This is a genomic window from Paraburkholderia sp. EG286B, assembly GCF_040965655.1.
Taxonomy (GTDB): domain Bacteria; phylum Pseudomonadota; class Gammaproteobacteria; order Burkholderiales; family Burkholderiaceae; genus Paraburkholderia.
Genome location: NZ_JBFRCF010000029.1, coordinates 42,203 through 60,676, shown reverse-complemented (window position 1 = coordinate 60,676; position 18,474 = coordinate 42,203). Strand labels below are relative to the sequence as shown.

14 protein-coding genes are annotated in these 18,474 nt (G+C 59.1%); 2 read left to right on the top strand and 12 right to left on the bottom strand.

Annotated elements, in window-relative coordinates; translation table 11 throughout:
• Positions 1–39 precede the first annotated feature (39 nt).
• From mhpT to AB4Y42_RS37665, 10 genes are all read right to left on the bottom strand, one after another.
• Positions 40–1,287: a 3-(3-hydroxy-phenyl)propionate transporter MhpT gene (mhpT, locus tag AB4Y42_RS37710; protein ID WP_368697064.1), complete on the bottom strand. Its 1,248-nt coding sequence runs from the start codon at positions 1,285–1,287 to the stop codon at positions 40–42.
• A 446-nt stretch (positions 1,288–1,733) separates the two neighbouring features.
• The gene (locus AB4Y42_RS37705) at positions 1,734–3,092 is read right to left on the bottom strand and encodes an MFS transporter (protein ID WP_368697063.1); all 1,359 of its coding nucleotides are present in this window, start codon (positions 3,090–3,092) and stop codon (positions 1,734–1,736) included.
• A gap of 404 nt (positions 3,093–3,496) precedes the next feature.
• The gene (locus tag AB4Y42_RS37700; protein WP_368697062.1) at positions 3,497–4,567 is read right to left on the bottom strand and encodes a porin; all 1,071 of its coding nucleotides are present in this window, start codon (positions 4,565–4,567) and stop codon (positions 3,497–3,499) included.
• Between the two features lie 315 nt (positions 4,568–4,882).
• The gene (locus AB4Y42_RS37695; protein WP_368697061.1) at positions 4,883–5,995 is read right to left on the bottom strand and encodes a nitronate monooxygenase; all 1,113 of its coding nucleotides are present in this window, start codon (positions 5,993–5,995) and stop codon (positions 4,883–4,885) included.
• Positions 5,996–6,018: 23 nt separating this feature from the next.
• Complete coding sequence (locus tag AB4Y42_RS37690) at positions 6,019–6,786, bottom strand: enoyl-CoA hydratase/isomerase family protein (protein ID WP_368697060.1); 768 nt, start codon at positions 6,784–6,786, stop codon at positions 6,019–6,021.
• A gap of 74 nt (positions 6,787–6,860) precedes the next feature.
• Positions 6,861–8,195, bottom strand: coding sequence for an MFS transporter (locus tag AB4Y42_RS37685; protein WP_368697059.1), 1,335 nt, complete (start codon positions 8,193–8,195; stop codon positions 6,861–6,863).
• Between the two features lie 42 nt (positions 8,196–8,237).
• Positions 8,238–9,467 (bottom strand): CaiB/BaiF CoA transferase family protein, encoded by a 1,230-nt coding sequence (locus AB4Y42_RS37680; RefSeq protein WP_368697058.1) that lies wholly within the window; start codon positions 9,465–9,467, stop codon positions 8,238–8,240.
• A complete protein-coding gene (locus tag AB4Y42_RS37675; RefSeq protein WP_368697057.1) occupies positions 9,464–10,741 on the bottom strand; it encodes an acetyl-CoA hydrolase/transferase family protein in 1,278 nt (425 codons plus the stop codon). Before AB4Y42_RS37675 ends, AB4Y42_RS37680 begins: the two co-directional genes overlap by 4 nt.
• Entirely contained in the window at positions 10,738–11,598 is an 861-nt protein-coding gene (locus tag AB4Y42_RS37670) for a CoA ester lyase (protein WP_368697080.1), read from the bottom strand. The genes AB4Y42_RS37675 and AB4Y42_RS37670 overlap by 4 nt, the downstream gene beginning before the upstream one ends.
• 5 nt (positions 11,599–11,603) lie before the next feature.
• Positions 11,604–12,767: an acyl-CoA dehydrogenase family protein gene (locus tag AB4Y42_RS37665; RefSeq protein ID WP_368697079.1), complete on the bottom strand. Its 1,164-nt coding sequence runs from the start codon at positions 12,765–12,767 to the stop codon at positions 11,604–11,606.
• A gap of 181 nt (positions 12,768–12,948) precedes the next feature.
• Between AB4Y42_RS37665 and AB4Y42_RS37660 the strand changes: the two genes are divergently transcribed.
• Together AB4Y42_RS37660 and AB4Y42_RS37655 are read left to right on the top strand one after the other, a co-directional pair.
• Positions 12,949–13,773 (top strand): IclR family transcriptional regulator, encoded by an 825-nt coding sequence (locus AB4Y42_RS37660; protein ID WP_368697056.1) that lies wholly within the window; start codon positions 12,949–12,951, stop codon positions 13,771–13,773.
• Positions 13,774–13,955: 182 nt separating this feature from the next.
• Positions 13,956–14,761, top strand: a protein-coding gene (locus AB4Y42_RS37655; RefSeq protein ID WP_368697055.1) for an IS5 family transposase whose coding sequence is annotated in 2 segments (ribosomal slippage) — positions 13,956–14,286 and positions 14,286–14,761 — 807 coding nt in all. Because the reading frame shifts where the segments join, the coding sequence is not laid out codon by codon here.
• Between the two features lie 326 nt (positions 14,762–15,087).
• Here the strand turns inward: AB4Y42_RS37655 and AB4Y42_RS37650 are convergent.
• Both AB4Y42_RS37650 and AB4Y42_RS37645 read right to left on the bottom strand, forming a co-directional pair.
• Entirely contained in the window at positions 15,088–17,208 is a 2,121-nt protein-coding gene (locus tag AB4Y42_RS37650) for a 3-hydroxyacyl-CoA dehydrogenase NAD-binding domain-containing protein (RefSeq protein WP_368697054.1), read from the bottom strand.
• 13 nt (positions 17,209–17,221) lie between these two features.
• Positions 17,222–18,409, bottom strand: coding sequence for an acetyl-CoA C-acyltransferase (locus AB4Y42_RS37645; RefSeq protein WP_368697053.1), 1,188 nt, complete (start codon positions 18,407–18,409; stop codon positions 17,222–17,224).
• Between the last annotated feature and the right edge of the window lie 65 nt (positions 18,410–18,474).

The following is an 18,474-nucleotide window of genomic DNA, read 5'->3' as shown; positions in this document are numbered from 1 at the left end:
CGGCATGTCACTGATGCACATGCTGCCCGGGCTCTATGCTTACGCACTCCACAGATCGACACTCACACGGCGACGCCGCGTGACGCTTCGGACCACCAACAACGCGGCCAGCGCCGAGAGAACGATTAAAGGGATACTCGCAATTACCAACGCCGTTCCACTTTGGCCTTGTGAAAACAACAGTCCGGCGGCAAGGGGGCCGAGAGTCGCGCCGACCCGCCCCACCGCGATAGCAGAACCGACCCCGGTGCCCCGCACGCTAGTCGGATAGGCGTACCCTGCCAACGCGGACAGTACCGTTTGCCCACCCATTATGAACAGCCCGCAAATCAAACCGGCGAATGCTATTGGTCCCAAACCAGATGCGGCCGCGAACATTGCAAGACCGACGGCTAGGCCCAAGTACACCAGGATGATTGTCTTGCGAAACCCCATCGCATCTGCGAGGTACCCCATGCCTGACATGCCAATAGCGGCCCCGACATCGAACAGGACCAACACCATGCTGGCCTGAGTATGGGTGAGGCCGCTCGCGGCTGCCAGCGAGGGAACCCAGTTCATCATGAAATACGCGACAATCTGCGTGCCAATGAAGGCGATCCACAAGGCCGCCGTCATCCACACGCGGCCCTCCCCCGCCAATGCCTCAATTACCTTCCCCTTCTTATGGGCCACGGCCGCCTTGGCCTCCACAAACTGCCGCGAGTCCTGTACAAATATCGCCAACAGTGGGAGCAGCACCAACGGGCCAAAACCTCCGACATAGAAGATGCTGCGCCAGTTACCCGATCCAACGATGTCCAAGAGCGCCACCAGGGCGGCACCAAACGGCATTCCGCACATCATGGCGCCGACGGCCGTATTGCGCCACCGTTCAGAGACCGCCTCCGTACCCATCACGACAATGAGTGGCGCGGCCGCACCGAGGCCTAGTCCGGTTAAGAAACGGGCAACCAACAGGCCATCGAAACTCCCGACTTGTGTCGTCGCCAACGAGAACAGTCCGAACAACGCAACCGAAGGTACGAGCACACGCTTGCGGCCCAGCCAATCGGCCAGACGGCCGCCGACCGCTGCCCCCACCAAAAGGCCAAATGCACTCGTACCAAATATCCATCCGAGTTGCGCGGGCGAAAGCGAGAACTCCTTTGCCATTCGGGTGGCGGCCATGCCAACGGACTGCAGATCTACGCCGTCCAGCATGGCTACGAGCATGCATATACAGATCGTTACAAGGCCGCCTTTCTTACTGGCCAGGCCGGCACTACTCACTTGCGGTGTCGTCATCTTTTTGTCTCCGTAGAAATTATTGTTGCGCTCAACAGCGTTTATGGATCTGCGTATTCGTCCTCTAAGTATGGGTGATATGGCGGCCAATCTGGGCATGCACTTTTGTATTTGTCATGCTCCTCATCGACGTCTCCGCCATACACGTCGATGAAATTGAATGCGACGCTCAGGCTTTCTCGTCCGGCACGGGGACTCGGTAAATCGAGCTTGATGCCCGATTCATGGTCGTTGTGTGCGCATTTAATTTAGCAGCGATCGTTCCTAGTTTTTTCGCAAGTGATCTTGGTAGCTATTCGAACAAACCCTGGACGCAACTTTCATAATTGTTTTCACGACCAGTTCTGATGAGGGTCCCCAGTCACTCGGTTCGCTGGTATTTCCGGTTCCACCTGATCCTGCGGCTCAGATAAGAAAAAAGTCCGCGGAAAGCGGACTTTTTCTTCTTACGCTACCCTCCCCTCGTCGGCTGGTAACCTGCGGAGTCCTACAACCGACAACAGGGCCAGGCCACCGACGATAAAGAAGGTCAAATGGAAGTCGCCGAGATTCAGTTGATCCGCGTTGTGCCCATGGAAATGGGCCGTCAGCGTCAGGCACGATGCAGAGAGCGCGACGCCGAAGCTGAAGGACGTCTGCTGCACCATAGTGGAAAGCGCGGTCGCCCGGCTCATGATGCCTTTGGGTATATCTGTGAATCCAACAGTATTAATCGAAATCATCCCGACTGAATTCGCGATACCTCCGACAAGAAATGCCGCGATCATCAGATAGATCGAGGTCTGGTTCCCGAACAATCCGTAAGATGCGAACGTGATGCCGGTGAGCGCGCCTGCCGTCATCAGGACGCTCCGATACCCGAATTTCCCCACTATAAGTTGCAGGACAGGACGCATACCGAACGCGCCTAGGGCGAGCATCGCACACATCAAGCCCGATTGAATCGGCGTGAATCCGAGCCCGACCTGAAGAAGCAGCGGAATGAAGATCGGCGACGCACCGATGACCATCCGCAGCGGCAGGCCACCCAGCATCGCGGCACTGTATGCCCGGTATTGGAACAGTTTGAGCGGAATGATGGCGTTGCTACGATCGCGGCTATAAAGCACATACGCAATCGACGAAGCGATGCCCACGCAAACTATCACGAACGTCACCCACAGGGAGAAGAAATTGCGGCCCAGGGTTTCGAGTCCGAACACGACACCCGAGAGCCCGATCGCCATCAGAATAAATCCGCCAATATCGAATTTTTCGACTTTGCCTGGTCCCGACTCCGTTTGCGGAATGAATTTCCATGCGAGCAAGATCGCGAGCACGCCGAACGGGATGTTGATCAGGAATATCCAACGCCATGACATGAGGGTGACGAAGACACCACCCAGGAGCGGCCCGAATAGCCGCGCGATAACTCCAGGAGTCGTGTACCACACCATTGCCGTAATCAACTGGGACGGAGGCGTGGTACGCAACAGGATCAAGCGGCCAACGGGCATCATCATCGCGCCGCCCAGGCCTTGCAGTACGCGGAACAATATAATCTGAGGGAGAGAGGTGGCGACGCCGCATAGAACGCTTGCCAGCGAGAAAATAGCGATCGAGGTGCAGAACAGTCGGGACGCCCCGAATCTATCCGTGAGCCAACCCGCGGCGGGCAAGAATAGCGCCAGGCTCAGCAGGTATGAGGTAATCGCGAGGTTGAGATGAAGGACTTGAACGTCGAGCGAGACCGCAATTGAGTTAAGAGCGGTGCCCAGGATCGACGTATCGAGATTCTGTAGAAACAACGGCATCGCGACGATCATAGGAATCAGCCGCGTGTGCTTCCTGATAGGACTGGGGTCCGCCTCACTGCCTGCCGCTGGTAGCTGCTCGCTTTTCACTGCATGGCCTTCTAAGCAATACGGCAGCAAAGCTGCCTGAAGTGTCAAAAACTCGACTGATCGCCAAAGGATCAATCGAGTGCTCTTTCGTGCGATCAGCCATCACGCCCTGACCGTGACCGCGACCCATGCCGGAATGCTGGACTGAACGTAGGGACGTTGCTCGACAAAAGTGACGCTAATATCGCTACGGATTCGGCTGAATGACCAGGCCACTTAAGAACTAGCTACGCTGCCGAGACAGCGTAGCTAGTTCCCGCACTTCAAAATCCAAATTCAGATTAGTTCAGCAAGCATCCGTTCTGAAAATTTTGGGGCACCTGTGCTTAGAATCTCTTCCGAAGACCGACACGCACGCCGAGCTGATTTTCCGTCGACGAGAAGCCGATGAGGGTGCCCGGTGTCGTATCCAGGAACATACCTGCCCCCGTGGGGCTTGTCGTGTGCTGATAGTTCAAGGCGAAATAGACGTCCGTTGCCTTGGACAGGAAGTAATGCGCAGCCGTGTTAATCTGGCTATAGGAGTGCCCAGCGTAGGTCGAATACGTGTAGCTACCCGTCAGCGGGACGGCCGGTGTCACGAAGTAGGCGGCGCCCACCTCGTAGTTGTTGATCGTCGCGTTATTGCCTGCGGCAGTTGCCCGAACCAGCGTCGATGTGGCGTTGCCAAACACCTTGAGCTTGTCGAATTGATAGCGCCCGCCTACCGCCCAGATACGTTGACTATGTCCGCCGAGTGCAAGCGTCACTAGCGAACCCGTCATTCCAGTGACCGCGGTATACGCCGCAGAAACTACGAGCGGTCCTTGAGCGAACTTAAGGCCGAAGCTGGAGACACGAGGAGCCGCATCGGTTCCGGCGAACTCACCAGCGACGTTGCTGAAGCCATACATTGCACCGAACGAGATACCGCCCCACACCGGGCTGACGTACTTTGCCGTATTGTTCAGCTGCTCACCTGCCAGACGATCCGCATCGAACAGGTGGAACGAAACTGCCGTTGCACCGTTGGCCGCTGCCGTGTTCTCGACCATGAAGTCGGTCATGAAGTCGTATTGACGGCCGAAAGTGAAAGTTCCGAACCTGTCGGAGGCCAGACCCACGTATGCGGTACGGCCAAACAGCAGCCCTCCCTGCGCCGCCGCTCCGTTGCCGAGGTTGAAGCCGTTCTCGAGGTTGAACACGGCCGTCAGACCGCCGCCCAGATCCTCCTTGCCGAGGAAACCCCAACGGTTGCCCTGAAGAATCCCTGAGTCGCTCATTACGACCGACTTCCCCTGCTGATTGTTGACGTAGGTAATACCCGCGTCGAGGATACCGTAAAGCGTCAGCGAACCTTGTGCGCATGCAAAAATCGGTGCTTGCAACAACGCAATTGCTAGAACGGTCTTCTTCATACTGTCATATCTCCATTAGTTATTCTGCCGCGGAAAAGCGATAACAGTCTGGGGAGTTCGATTCGCAGCGGTTGCTCATTGAGCACCCGGTCTGTCACGAGCCTCCCCCTTTATTGGTCGATCAAGGGTTTTGTAGCGTCGAGAAGCGCCGTAACTGTTTTTTCCTGAGTCATGTTGCGGATGGCCTGTTATAAGTTGTCTGCACCTCGTGCTTCAATACCCAAATCGCCGAAGTCCATCGGATTTCCTATTTCGAAGACGTCCTTGACCCACACAGATTATTGACAGCACAGCGCAGTGCGCACGCTCACTGACTTAACCAAAAATCCGATCCAGTCGATCTTTTGATTCGACCAGCTCCTCGAGCATTTCCTGAACCACCTGGCGCACCGAGGTCTCAGCGTTCATGTCTCCCACGATCTGGCCGACCGGATAGGTCAGAAATTCGGTGGCGCGCGCACGCTCGACGCGCAGACGGCCCTCGCCCCACCAGAGCAGCCCCTGCAGCGGTGCCGGCAGCGTCGGAGGCGCATCGGGCCGCTCCCACGCATCGGTAAATGTCGAACGCAAGGTCCGACACTGCTTACCGGTCACGCTCTTGGTGAGCACTGCATCCTGCGTATCTGCCTTGAACATCTTGGCCTTGATATCGGGCGTGACCTCGCTCTGCACGGTCTTGAGCCAGATCGAGCCGCACCACACGCCTTCGCAGCCCAGCGCAAGCGCCGCAGCCACCTGCCGGCCACGACCGACACCTCCACCGCCGAGCACGGGCATTGGCGCCACCGCATCGACAATGCGGGGCCAGGCCACCATGGAGGTCACGTTGCCGGTATGGCCCGCGGCTTCGGTACCCACGGCCACCACGAAATCGCAGCCGGCCTCCTTGTGACGCACCGCGTGCTTGGGCAGCCCCGCGAGCGCACCAACCTTGATGCCGCGCGCATGGCACATGTCAATCACGTCCTTCGGCGGCGTGCCCAGTCCGCTCACCAGCGCCACCAGCGGATGCGAGAGCGCCACCTCGATCATGCGCATCGATTCCTCGCGCGTGAACGTATTCTCGCGCAACAGATCGAACTTGAGCTGTGCCTCCAGCTCTGGCGGCAACTGCGGAATACCGGCCGAATCGAGCATCTCCCGGACGAATTTCAGCTGCTCGGGCGGAAACAGCTTGTCGGCGTCAAACTTGTGATCGCCGGCGCTCGCGGCAGTCGTCGGCATCAAGACATCGAGGCCGTAGGGGCGACTATCGATATGCGCATCAATCCAGGCCAGTTCCTCGTGCAGACGCTCCGGACTCATGCGCGCCGCCCCGAGCACCCCCAGGCCTCCGGCGCGCGATACTTCGACCACCACATCCCGGCAATGGGAGAAAGCAACGATAGGAACTTCCAGACCAAACATTTCGCAAATACTGGTGTTCATCCGATTCTCTCCACAAAGCGATTTCAACGGCCGCGCCAGACCGGCGCACGTTTTTCCTGAAAGGCTTGCGGCCCCTCGACCGCGTCCTCGCTCGCATACACGGTGGCGAACAGATGGTCGGCTGCTCGCGTCGCGGCGTTGGTGCCCATTTCGCCGGTCAGGTAAACCAGCTCACGGGCAGCGCGTACGCTCAGCGGCGCATTGCGCGTAATGCAGTCGGCCAGCGCGAGAGCCTCGTCCAGCAACTTCTCTGAGGGCACGACCTTGTTCACGAAGCCGATTTCATAAGCACGCTGAGCGTCGATCGGCTCCCCGGTCAGCACGAGTTCCATGTAGTGCCGGCGGCCAAGCATTTGGGCCAGCGGTGCCGACCACGGCGTACCGCGGCCGACGCGCACTTCACTAATCCCGAACGTCGCGTTCTCCGCCGCCACGCACAGATCGCACATCTGCGCGAGCAGCCATCCACCCGCTCTGGCCGCGCCATTCACCGCGGCGATCACGGGCTTGCCCACCTGAATCGCTTCCCCCAGCACCGGCAGGAACTCACGCCAAGGTGGGATCTTTCCGCCGGCATTCGCCAGCGCCTTGAGATTCATCCCGGCGCAGAATGCACGATCGCCAGCCGCGGTGAGAATCGCCACCAGCGCGTTATCGTCTTCGTTGAAAATTCGGAATGCTTCGAATAGACCGACTCTGACATCCTCGCTGATAGCGTTGCGCGATTCCGGGCGATTGATCGTGATGATCGCAACACGATCCCGCATTTCATAAAGCACGGCGTCACTCACGGTAATTTCCCTCGTGGCAAAAATAAAAGCGCGACACTCGACATCCGCTCTGAGACGCGCTGTATCAGGTTCAATCACGACACGCCGCGGACGGCGGCCGACTCGCCGCGTTCATCGCGATAGGTCCGATCTAGCAGCAAGCACGCCACGGCCGAGATCGCCAGCACTACGGCAAAGAACTGAAAGGCGTCAGCCGGCTTCAATCCAGCGGTCAGCAGATAACCAGTGCCGATTGGCGCCCCGATCGAAATGAAGCGGGCCACCCCGATCATCCAGCCCACCCCGGTCGCGCGCACATCCGCCGTATAGACAGATGGCGAGATCGCCAGATAAGCGGCTGCGCCACCATTGGCGGCCACACCAACCAGCAGCGCCAGTGCCATAGCGAGCGAAATATTCCCAAAGCTATGGGAAAAGAGCGTATAGGACACAACGCCGATGATCATGATCACGACGGTCGCAAGACGCGGCCGCATCTTGGTCGACAGCCCGGCGAACGCCAGAGCCCCGACCATGCCGCCCACCGGCACCAGAAGTGCGGCCTTGACACCGAGTTGAAGATTGCCCGTGGCATCGGCAATCAGCTTGGCCGTCCAGGTATTCGCAAAATAGAGCGCGCAGGCCATCAAGGTATTGGCGATCCACAGCAAGATCGTCCGTTTTCCCATGATCCCGCCGAAAATTGCGGTTACGGTAGTCCGGTCGGCTTTCTTCGCGATCGGATCCGGTAAGGTCATAACGGTCGGATAGCCGAGCTTGGAGGCGATTGCGTTGTACTGCTTCAACGCGGAGACGGGGCGCCGCTCGAGCAAAAACTCGATCGATTCAGGCAGCAGGAAATAGGCCAGGATAAACACCACGCCGGACAGTACCGCGGCAAACGCGAATGCGGCCTGCCAGCCATACTGGCCGACCAATGCAGCGCTGACCGCGCCGCCAACGGACGCTCCAAAAGGCAGACCCAAGCCGTATAGCCCCATGACAGGCCCGCGCCACCGGTCGGAAGAATATTCGCTGACGGTCACATGCAGGGGCACTACGATCGCCCCGATGAATAGTCCGGTGATGGCCCGTAGCACGATCATTGCCTCAATCGACGTGACGAGGGCAGACAGCACCATACACACGACGATGAAGAGCAGGCACACAATCACGTGACGCCGGCGGCCGATACGGTCGGCCAGCGGCCCGATCACTCCCGCGCCGATTGCCGTTCCAAAAACACTGGCACTGAGCAGGTAGCCGACTTGGATCTGGCTCAGGCTCCAGGCCTTGGCAAGATGCGGGGCGATGAACCCCACCATCAGCATTTCGAACCCATCCATCATGCACACAGCCACGCAAATCAATACCGCGATGATTTGCAATCGTCGCATTGGTTGGGTACGAATCGCTTCACGAACGTCCATATTGTCTCCTGTTTTTTACTACTAATTCAGCAATATCCGGTGTTATGCCCGCGGCGGGCGCTCCGGTTGCGCGATCGAACCATTAGCCAGCATCGCGGTGATACGAGATTCGTCGATTCCCGCCTCACGCAAGATTTCGACCGTGTGCTCGCCCAACAGCGGACCTGCCCGATCAAAGCCTCCGGGCGTGCGGGAAAATTGCACAGGCGGCTTCGGAAAGCGCATGGTGCCGTCGACCGGATCGTCAACCAGTTGGAAAAAGTTGACTTCCGCAAGATGCGGATCAGTGAACAGATCATCCGTGCGATTCAGACGCATGGCGGGAATGTCGGCCGCCCATAACAGCTGCATCCATTCCTGATTGGTCCGCGTCGCCAGGATCTCCGCGACCGTGCCGTTCCATTCCAGAACGTTGTTCGAGCGCGCGGTCAATGTCGCGTAACGCGGATCGTCGATCAATTCCGGCCGCCCGGCAAGTTCTGCGAAGCGGCGCCACTGCTTGTCGTTGTAGACGAGTACCGCCAAATATCCGTCAGCGGTACGGAACGGCTTGCGGCTCGGCGTCACCACGCGGGGATACACGGGACGGCCGATCGGCGGCTCGAATCCCTGGCCTGCCAGATGTTCGATCAGGACGAAGGATGTCAAGGTCTCGAACATCGGCACGTCAACATCTTGCCCCTCGCCGGTTCGATCACGGTGAAGTAGTGCTGCCAGTATTGCGTATACGCCCGTCAGTCCCGTCACCTTGTCGGCCAGTACCGTCGGTATGTAGTTCGGCTCGCCGAGCAATTCGTCTTGCAGCATCACCAAACCGCTACATGCCTGAATGATGTCGTCATACGCGGCGCCGCCAGCGTAGGGGCCACCCCGGCCGAAACCCAGGAAATTGCAACAAATGATCGACGGATTCGCGGCCACCAGATCGGCATAGGCAATACCCAGCTTCGCCACCGCCTGCGGACGCATCGAATGCACCACCACGTCGGCGGTACCCACCAGATCCATAAAGGCCGTGAGGCCGTCCGGCTTCTGCAGGTCAATCACGATGCCGCGTTTGCCGCGATGCATGGAGCGGAACTGGGAGCCGGTACCAGAATCGCGGAACGGAGGAACGCCGCGCGACGTATCACCCGCGGGGGCTTCGATCTTGATCACGTCAGCCCCCATGTCGGCCAGCACCTGCGTGCAGTAGGGCCCCATCATGACCGAAGTCAGATCGAGAATGCGAATTCCATCGAGGGGGCCCGGCTTCAGAGATGAATTCTTCATTGCGTAGCTCCATGGCTAGCTTTAATGAAATCGAACGCGGCACGCTCAAGTTCTTCACGCATCTGCGGCGCAGCGATATCGATCATCGAGCGGATGCGCTGACGCAAGGTGCGGCCACGCAGATGCGCAACCCCGTGTTCGGTGATGACCACGTCGAGATCGGCGCGTGCCGTCGTGACCGGGCCGGACAAGCGGGGAACGATGCGGCTTCCCTTGGCTCCGCTGGCAGGAAGCATCATCAGCGAGCGGCCGCCAGGTGACAGATACGAGGCGCGAATGAAGTCCACCTGACCGCCGATCGAGCCTACGTACTCGCTGCCGATCGCCTCCGAATTCACCTGCCCGGTGATGTCGATTTCGAGCGCGGAATTCATCGACACGAAATTGCGCAGTTGCATGAGCACTTTCGGATCGTGCGTATGAGACGTCGGCGTCATCCGGATGCCCGGATTTTGATGGCAGAAATCGTAAAGCCGGCGTGTACCGGACAAGGCACCGCTCACGCTCACGCCCTCGTCGATCCCTTTGTACTCGTTGGTCACGGCTCCCGACTCGATCAGATCAATCACCCGATCGATCAGCATGCCTGAATGAATTCCGAGGTCACGACGGTCCTTCAGCATCGACACGATCGCTTCCGGTACCGCACCGACGCCGATTTGCAGCGTCGAACGATCAGGAATCAACGGCATCGCCAGCTCAGCGATGCGGCGATCGATCTCGCTCACCGGCGACATAGGCATTTCAAGCAGTGGACGGCTCGTGTGGACGGCGATATGAATCTGCTCGGCCCGAATCGGATTGTCGCACGGAACCCAAGGTACCTGATCGTTGATCTCGGCGATCACCAGACGTGCGCGCCGGATTGCCGCATGCTGATAGTCGCTGATCAGGCCCAGGCTGTACTCGCCGCGTTCGTTCGGAGGGCTAAGCTGCAGCAAGATTACATCGCATGGCAGCAGACCGCTCTCGACAAAGGGGCCGACCTGGGAAACATGCATCGGAATCACTTCCAGTACGCCCGCTCGCGCGAGCTCCCGGTTCGTGCCGCCGGCGCCGAGGCCGGTCATTTCGATGTGATCGACGTGCTCCGGACGCAGGGTGCGCGAAAAACGTGCACCCACGAATACACGGAAATGCCCGATCGACGCGCGTTGTGCCACCAGCGATTCGGTCAGCGTCTGCGCTTCGCCGCACACCTGCCCCCACATCACGGTATCGCCCGGACGTACAAGTTCGGTCCAGTTCAGTTGCTCAACAGTCAGTGTCTTCATGGATCATGTCCCTTGGAGAGTTGGTCGGCGAGAGCCACCACACCTTCGGCACGCTTAACCAATGGCCCCTCGACGAGCATGCCGTCGACCACCACCGTCCCCAGGCCCCGCGCTGCCGATTCGCGGTAGGCGTCGAGCATGCGTCGCGCACGCGCGACCTCCTCGTCACTCGGGGTGAAGGTGGCGTGGGTCAACTCGACCTGACGCGGCGTGACGCAAATCTTTCCCTGATAGCCGAGCTCGCGGCCCACGGTTGAATCATCGCGAAACCGCTGATCGTCGCGCACTTCGCCCACCGCCTGATCGATCGCGATCACGCCATTGATACGCGCCGCCATCAACACGCGTGAACGCGCGTAAAGCACCTCATGACCACCAGGGGTGCGGCGTGCGCCTATTTCCGAGGCGAAATCCTCCGCACCGAAATAAAGCGCATGCACCTGAGGGGCATCGGCTAACAAACGATAGATATTGGCCACGCCGCGCATCGATTCGATACCGGCCAGCACCGGGAGTTTTGGTCCGCCGCTGCGTTCCGCCGCGATGAGAGCCTCGAGCTCTTCGACCGCTTCGAGCTTCGGAATCACGATGCCATCGGGACGCACGTCCATCGCCGCCCGCACGTCATCGAAAAAGTGCGCGCTGCGGGGCGCATTGACACGTACATACACCAGACCGCGCACACCCGATTCCCTCAACCCGCGCACGCCCTGGTCAAGCTGTGCCCGTGCGCTCAACTTGTCGGCCTCAGGCGTGCCATCCTCTAGATCGATAACATTGCAATCCGCGTTTGCGCGGTGCATCTTGGCCAGCAAATCGAGTCGATTCGCCGGAGCAAACAGAAGGCTTCGGATCATGATGTTCAATAGGACTTAGGCAGATCGAGAACCTTCTCGGCGATAAAGTTCTTCACCATCTCGGCGCTCACCGGCGCAATGCGCGGAATCATGACTTCGCGTAGATAACGCTCGACGTGATACTCCTTGGCATAACCCATCCCACCGTGAATGAGAATGGCGCGCGTGCAGGCCTCGAAACCGGCTTCGGCCGCCAGATACTTGGCGGCATTCGCTTCAGCACCGCACGATTGACCCGCGTCGTACAATGCGGCCGCGCGCAACGTCATGAGCTGCGCTGCTTCCAGCTGCATCCAGTTGACCGCGAGCGGATGCTGGATCGCCTGGTTCTGCCCGATGGGGCGGCCGAAAACCACGCGGTCGCGCGCATATTGAGTCGCTTTCGCCAGTGCCGCTCGCCCAAGACCAACTGCCTGCCCCGCCATCATGATGCGTTCCGGATTCAAGCCCATCAGCAGATAGCGAAACGCCTTGCCCTCCTCGCCCACGCGATCCTCGACCGGAACCTCCAGATCGTCGATGAACAGCAGATTCGAATCGACGCATTTACGGCCCATCTTTTGGATCTCGCGCACCTCGATCCGGTTCCGATCCAGATCGGTATAGAAGAGCGTCATGCCCTCGGTCGGATTGTCCGGATCGCGCGGCGAAGTACGGGTCAGCAACAGGATTTTGCTGGCTCGCTGTGCCACCGAACACCAGGCCTTGCGGCCGTTGACGATATATCGATCCCCGTCGCGACGGGCGAAGGTGCTGATATTGGTGGTATCTAGCCCTGCATCCGGCTCGGTGACAGAAAAGCTTGAAAGAATCTCGCCCCGAATGATCGGCGGTAGCCAGCGCGCCTTCTGTTCTTCCGAAGCAAAGTTCACCAGAATGCGTGGCGCCCACACACCGAAGCCCACCGCGGTACCCCCGCTGAAGCCGGCGCCCGACTCGGCAATGGCCTGCATCATGAGCATGCCTTCGGTGAGGCCCAAGCCACCGCCTCCATAAGTCTCCGGCAGCGAGATGCCAAGAAAACCCGCATCGGCAAGCGCCTGGCGGAATTCCCAGGGAAACTCGCCATCTGCGTCTCGGGCCAGCCAATAATCGTCGCCGAAGCGGCCGCACAGCTTCAGAATGGCATTGCGAATTTCCTGCTGCTCGGGCGTGAGCGGATGAATCAGGCTATTGTTGGCAGTGTCGCTCATAGGGAGGCCTCGAAATCGTAAGGCCGATGTCGGCTGACAGCGCGTGCACCGCGCCAGCCTGGACTCCGGCACATCAGATACGTTGGGCTAGGGATTATGCGTCTACCAATTAGCGCGAGGCAGATCATAATTTCGACTGTCGAAATTGGAGATAAAGATGGTTACGCATGCAACAATTCCATCAACCCGGCAGCAGACCAACGATACCGGCCGGTATGTGCGCTCCACACCAGGAAACCAGTCGCTGACTCGCGGGCTTGAAGTCCTGCGTGCATTTATGCTCACCCCACTGCTCACCAACGCGGAAATTGCCGAGCGCACCGGCCTGCCACGACCGACCGTGAGCCGCCTCGTCCATGCCCTGGTGGACTCGGGTTTTCTGTTGTACGACATCGGTTGCAAGGCCTACCGGTTGGGCCCGGTTCACCTGAGTTTGGCCAAGACTTTTCACAGCGACCTGCAACTGATCAAGCTTGCCGAGCCGCTGCTGCGTCGCTATTCGGAACAGGCCGGGATCAACGCCGGATTGGCCGTGCCGGATCAGCAAGACATGATGTACCTGACCACGATCCGCAACGAGAAAAGCGGCATGATTCGCCAGGCGACATGGGGATCGCGCATGCCGATGGAAACTAGCTCAGCCGGGGCCGCCTATCTGGCGAGCCTGCCCGCGGACGAACAAAGAAAAATCGTCGACACACTGATCCCAGCGCACTGCACGAATGCACAAGCACGCAGCGCCCGACTGTATGAGGGCATCGCGCATGTGGCTCGGCATGGCTTTAGCATCGGGGAATGGCAACCCGACAACATCGGGTTGTCCGTGCCGCTGATGGGACGCAGCGGCACGGTTTATTGCAGTACAGTCAGCTTCATGGTCAACGAAGCGACGCGTGGAGAATTGATCGCCAAACACAGCACCATCGCACTTTCGCTGGCCGAAGATATCAGGCTCGCCTGGAAAAATGCGAGCCGATATTGACAGGTAGAACTTTTGTCGTTGCAATGAAACCCTTACACCAAACTATCCAACATCTCATGAAGAAAACTCTTGCGTTCCTCACCGTTACCCTTCTTCTCGCTGCGTGCGGGCAGAAACTCAGCGGAACTTAGAGTGGCTAACACAACCTGGACATGAAACCACGAAAGCCATATCCTGGCGGCATGTCCAGACGCAAAATCAGCAACGAACTATGGGCGGCGTTGGAGCCGCTGATTCCGGTATTTACGCCCTCACCCAAAGGCGGCCGTCGCCGAACGGTGGACGACCGCGCGGCATTGAACGGCATCTTGTTTGTCCTGCAAACAGGCATTCCATGGGAATACCTGCCCAGGGAACTGGGCTTCGGCAGCGGCATGACATGCTGGCGACGGCTACGAGACTTGCAGGCCGCAGGCGTGTGGGAGCAACTGCATCTGGCGATGCTTCGCCGATTGCGTGAGCATGACCAGATTGATTGGGAACGGGCGAGTCTTGATGCCGCTAGTGTTGCCAGCCCCCGGGGGGCCAGGAAACCGGCCCTAACCCGACGGAGCGGGGCAAACTCGGGTCGAAACGGCACATCGTCGTAGATGCACGCGGCGTTCCGTTCGCCATCACGGTTACGGGTGCCAACCGGCACGATTCGATGGCATTCGAGCCCACGCTTGACGGCATTCCGGCGGTGTCGGGCCTGAATGGCCAGCCGCGTAAACGGCCCGCCAAGTTGCATGCGGACAAAGGCTATGACTTCGGACGCTGTCGACGCTATCTGAAGCTGCGCGGTATCACGGCCCGCATCGCGCGGCGCGGCGTGGAGAGCAAGGAGAGGCCCGGGCGGCATCGCTGGGTGGTCGAGCGTACGCATGCCTGGTTTGCCGGTTTCGGCAAACTGCGTATTCGCTTCGAACGTCGTCTCGATATACATGTTGCGTTGCTATCCCTGGCCGCTGCCGTTATCTGTTCGCGATTCGTGGATGACTTGTGTTAGCCGTTCTTATGTTAATTCAACGAGCGGCGCCAAGATCATCTTCGAATCAGGCGACAAGGTGATCTTTGACACTGGAATGGGGAAAGTCGAGGTTCCGTACAAAGTCGACGGACAAGATTTGAAGTTGATTTCATCCGAGGGGACGCAAATCCTCACAATATTGAATGACGGCAGCATTCAATCGCCAACCGGAATGAACTTTGTGAAGCAATAAAAAACAAATTAGAGCATGGAGAAAAAGCGACCCTAGGGTCGCTTTTTTGTTGGCGATCGAGTCCGTAGCATCCTGCAGGTGTAGGGGAGGACGCTACGACGTCCACCAGATTTTAGCGTCGCCACTGTGCCAGAGACGTGCCCCGGGCTGCCAGCTCGGTCAGCAGATTGGCGGGTTTCCAGTAGCCAAACTGATCACCGCGAGTGGTGGCATAGTGTGCCAGCCGTTCAGCAATGGCTTTCAGTCCGATCACGTCCGCCATCCACATCGGGCCACCGTGGAAATCCGGAAATCCATAACCCGCAACCCAAACCACGTCGATGTCACCTGGACGATACGCAATACCCTCCTCCAGGATCTTCAGGCCTTCGTTGATCAGCGGATAAAACAGGCGTTCGGCAATCTCGGCTTCGCTGATGGTGTCCGCCGGGCGCCGGGCGATACCGTGCTCAGCGGCGATTTCCTGCGCGATGGTGGTCAGCTCGGGATCTGGTACTGGCGTACGTCCCTCGTACTGGTAAAAGCCCTTGCCGTTCTTCTGGCCAAGACGCCCTCGTGCAAACAGTTCCTGCACCAGTGCGCGGTAGCTGGGATCAGGCGGCAAGCCACCGGCCTTATCATATTCGATGACCATCTTGGCACCCACATCCACACCGGCCATGTCGACCATACGACAGGGTCCCATGGCCATGCCAAGCGATTCGGCCACCGCATCCACTTGCGCGGGATCGGCGCCCTCCATGACGAGAAATTCGGTTTCCCGAATATAAACTTCGGTCATGCGATTGCCGATGAATCCGTAGCACACGCCGGAAATCACCGGCGTTTTACCAATGGTGGCGGCAAGCTTAAGAATGGTGGCCAGTACAGCCGGCGCAGTGTCAGCGCCACGCACGATTTCCAGCAGGCGCATGACGTTGGCCGGGCTGAAGAAGTGCATACCTACCACGTCGGCCGGGCGGCCCGTGGCGCGCGCCAGCACATCCACGTCCAGGGTGGACGTATTAGTGGCAATGATGGTGCCAGGCCTGACCACAGATCCAAGCCGTGCACACACTTCTTTCTTCAGTTCGAGGTTTTCGAACACGGCTTCGATGACCAAATCGCACTCTGCCAGTGCGGTGTAATCAAGCGCACCTTCGAGCAGGGCCATGCGTTCGGCCAATTGATCCGCCGTAAGCCGTCCCTTTATGGCACTAGCCTCGTAATTCTTGAGAATCAGGGATATTCCACGCTGCAATGCTTCATCGGAGACTTCGACGATCACCGTGGGAATGCCCGCATTGGCAAAGTTCATCGCAATGCCACCGCCCATCGTGCCAGCGCCGATGATGCCTACCTTGCGAATGGGTCGAAGCGCGGTCTCGCGCGGCAGACCAGGAATCTTCGCTGCTTCCCGCTCAGTGAAGAACAGATGCCGAAGCGCTTTGGACGAAGACGAAGGCACCAGTGCTGCAAATTCGGCGGCCTCTACGGCTTCACCGTCCGCAAACGGCAATGACTGGGCCGCACGTACGCAACGCACTATGGCCGCGAGCTGGGGCCAGCCCGGCTTACGCGCTGCAGTGGCTTCGGCCTTGTCCAATACATCGGCCGGGGCAGACACCGTCGCCAGGTCGCGGCTGCGACGCAGCGGAGTTCCCGTTGCAAGGATCGCTTTCGCTGCCGTCAGGCCAGCAGCGAGAGCCTCATCATTGGTATCGATCAGGACGTCGATCAATCCGGCTTGCTTCGCTCGTGCCGCACCGATCATACGGCCACTGGAAATCATGTCCAGTGCGAGCTCGGCGCCGACTAGACGGGGCAAACGCTGCGTGCCCAGCGAACCGGGAATCAGACCAATCTTCACCTCAGGCAGACCAAAACGAGTGGATGGCTGTGCCACTCGATGGTGACACGCCATGGCCAGTTCCAGGCCACCGCCCAGCACCGTGCCGTGCATTGACGCGATTACGGGCCGGCTCTGTGACTCCAGCCGGGCCAGCAGCGAATTGAACGGCTGAACCTGCTGGAGCTCCGCAGGATCCTCGAACATCGCGATATCAGCGCCGGCGACCCAGGTTCGTCCCGCACAGTACAGCACAAGTGCATCAAGATCATCGGCCGACTCGAAGCTATCGATAGCCTGTGCCAGTCCGGTAACAAACGATCCGGAAATGGCATTGACCGGCGGATTATCGATCAGGATCAGACCGATGCGTTGTTCGCGTTTGAATGTGATGGAAGCGCTCATGGTCAACGCCTCCTCATGCCACGACTTCGAATAGGCCAGCAGCACCCATGCCGCCACCCACGCACATCGTCACCACCACATAGCGCGCGCCACGGCGTCGTCCTTCAATGAGCGCATGACCGACCAATCGTGTACCGGTCATCCCGTACGGGTGCCCAACGGAAATGCCGCCGCCGTCGACGTTAAAGATTTCCGGATTGATTCCAAGCTTGTCGCGGCAGTACAGCGCCTGGCAGGCGAAGGCTTCGTTCAGTTCCCACAAGCCGATGTCATCCACCGTCAAGCCATGTTGCTTGAGCAGTTTCGGAACGGCCAGCACGGGCCCAATGCCCATTTCTTCCGGAGACACACCCGCCACGGCCATGCCCCGGTAGATCCCAAGTGGTTTCAGGCCACGCTGTGCCGCCAGAGCGTCGTCCATCAGCACGCACGCGGCCGCGCCGTCCGAGAGCTGGCTGGCGTTGCCGGCCGTTACCGTGCCGCCCTCGATCACCGGCTTCAAGGCCGCGAGCGATTCCAGCGTCGTTTCAGGACGATTGCCTTCGTCGTGGGTCAGCGTCACCTCTTGATAGCTGATCTGCCCGGTTTCCTTGTCAGCGATGGCCTTCGAGGAGGTCAACGGAACAATCTCAGCGTCGAATCGTCCCGCACGCTGTGCCGCTGCCGTTCGCTGTTGTGACTGCCACGCGTAATCATCCTGGGCTTCGCGAGTGATACCGTATTTGCGTGCGACGAATTCCGCTGTCTGCAGCATCGGCATATAAGCGTGCGGCGCCTTGGCGATGACCAAGGGATCGACTTCCGTCGCAACCCAGTCCAGATAGCGTTTTTGAACTGCCGAAACGTTCTCCTGTCCGCCGGCGACGACCACGCGCATACCGTCCACCATGATCTGCTTGGCTGCAGTCGCCACAGCCATCAAACCAGAAGCACATTGCCTGTCGATCGTCTGGGCACCCGCGGTGTCTCCGAGACCGGCCGCCAGCGCCGCATTGCGTGCCAGGTTCATCCCGGCAGTGCCAGCGGTCAATGCTGTGCCAACCACAACATCGTCGACCTCTCCCAGCTCCACGCCACTACGGATCACGGCGTGGTCAATAGCGTGACCCATCAGGGTCGGCGACTTGATGGCATTGAACGCCCCTTTGTACGCGCGCCCGATCGGGGTCCGCGCGACAGAGACGATGACGGCTTCTCTCATGAGATCCTGCAATAGAAAATAAAAACGGAAAACCGATAACCGATACGACTGCAATTGAACCGCCG

What these genes read in the sequence shown, in the direction of transcription:
- mhpT (WP_368697064.1), bottom strand. Translation starts at nt 1,287, where the DNA reads ATGACGACACCGCAAGTGAGTAGTGCCGGCCTGGCCAGTAAGAAAGGC.
- AB4Y42_RS37705 (WP_368697063.1), bottom strand. Translation starts at nt 3,092, where the DNA reads ATGATCGTCGCGATGCCGTTGTTTCTACAGAATCTCGATACGTCGATC.
- AB4Y42_RS37645 (WP_368697053.1), bottom strand. Translation starts at nt 18,409, where the DNA reads ATGAGAGAAGCCGTCATCGTCTCTGTCGCGCGGACCCCGATCGGGCGC.
- AB4Y42_RS37675 (WP_368697057.1), bottom strand. Translation starts at nt 10,741, where the DNA reads ATGAAGACACTGACTGTTGAGCAACTGAACTGGACCGAACTTGTACGT.
- AB4Y42_RS37680 (WP_368697058.1), bottom strand. Translation starts at nt 9,467, where the DNA reads ATGAAGAATTCATCTCTGAAGCCGGGCCCCCTCGATGGAATTCGCATT.
- AB4Y42_RS37700 (WP_368697062.1), bottom strand. Translation starts at nt 4,567, where the DNA reads ATGAAGAAGACCGTTCTAGCAATTGCGTTGTTGCAAGCACCGATTTTT.
- AB4Y42_RS37695 (WP_368697061.1), bottom strand. Translation starts at nt 5,995, where the DNA reads ATGAACACCAGTATTTGCGAAATGTTTGGTCTGGAAGTTCCTATCGTT.
- AB4Y42_RS37660 (WP_368697056.1), top strand. Translation starts at nt 12,949, where the DNA reads ATGGTTACGCATGCAACAATTCCATCAACCCGGCAGCAGACCAACGAT.
- AB4Y42_RS37650 (WP_368697054.1), bottom strand. Translation starts at nt 17,208, where the DNA reads ATGAGCGCTTCCATCACATTCAAACGCGAACAACGCATCGGTCTGATC.
- AB4Y42_RS37685 (WP_368697059.1), bottom strand. Translation starts at nt 8,195, where the DNA reads ATGGACGTTCGTGAAGCGATTCGTACCCAACCAATGCGACGATTGCAA.
- AB4Y42_RS37670 (WP_368697080.1), bottom strand. Translation starts at nt 11,598, where the DNA reads ATGATCCGAAGCCTTCTGTTTGCTCCGGCGAATCGACTCGATTTGCTG.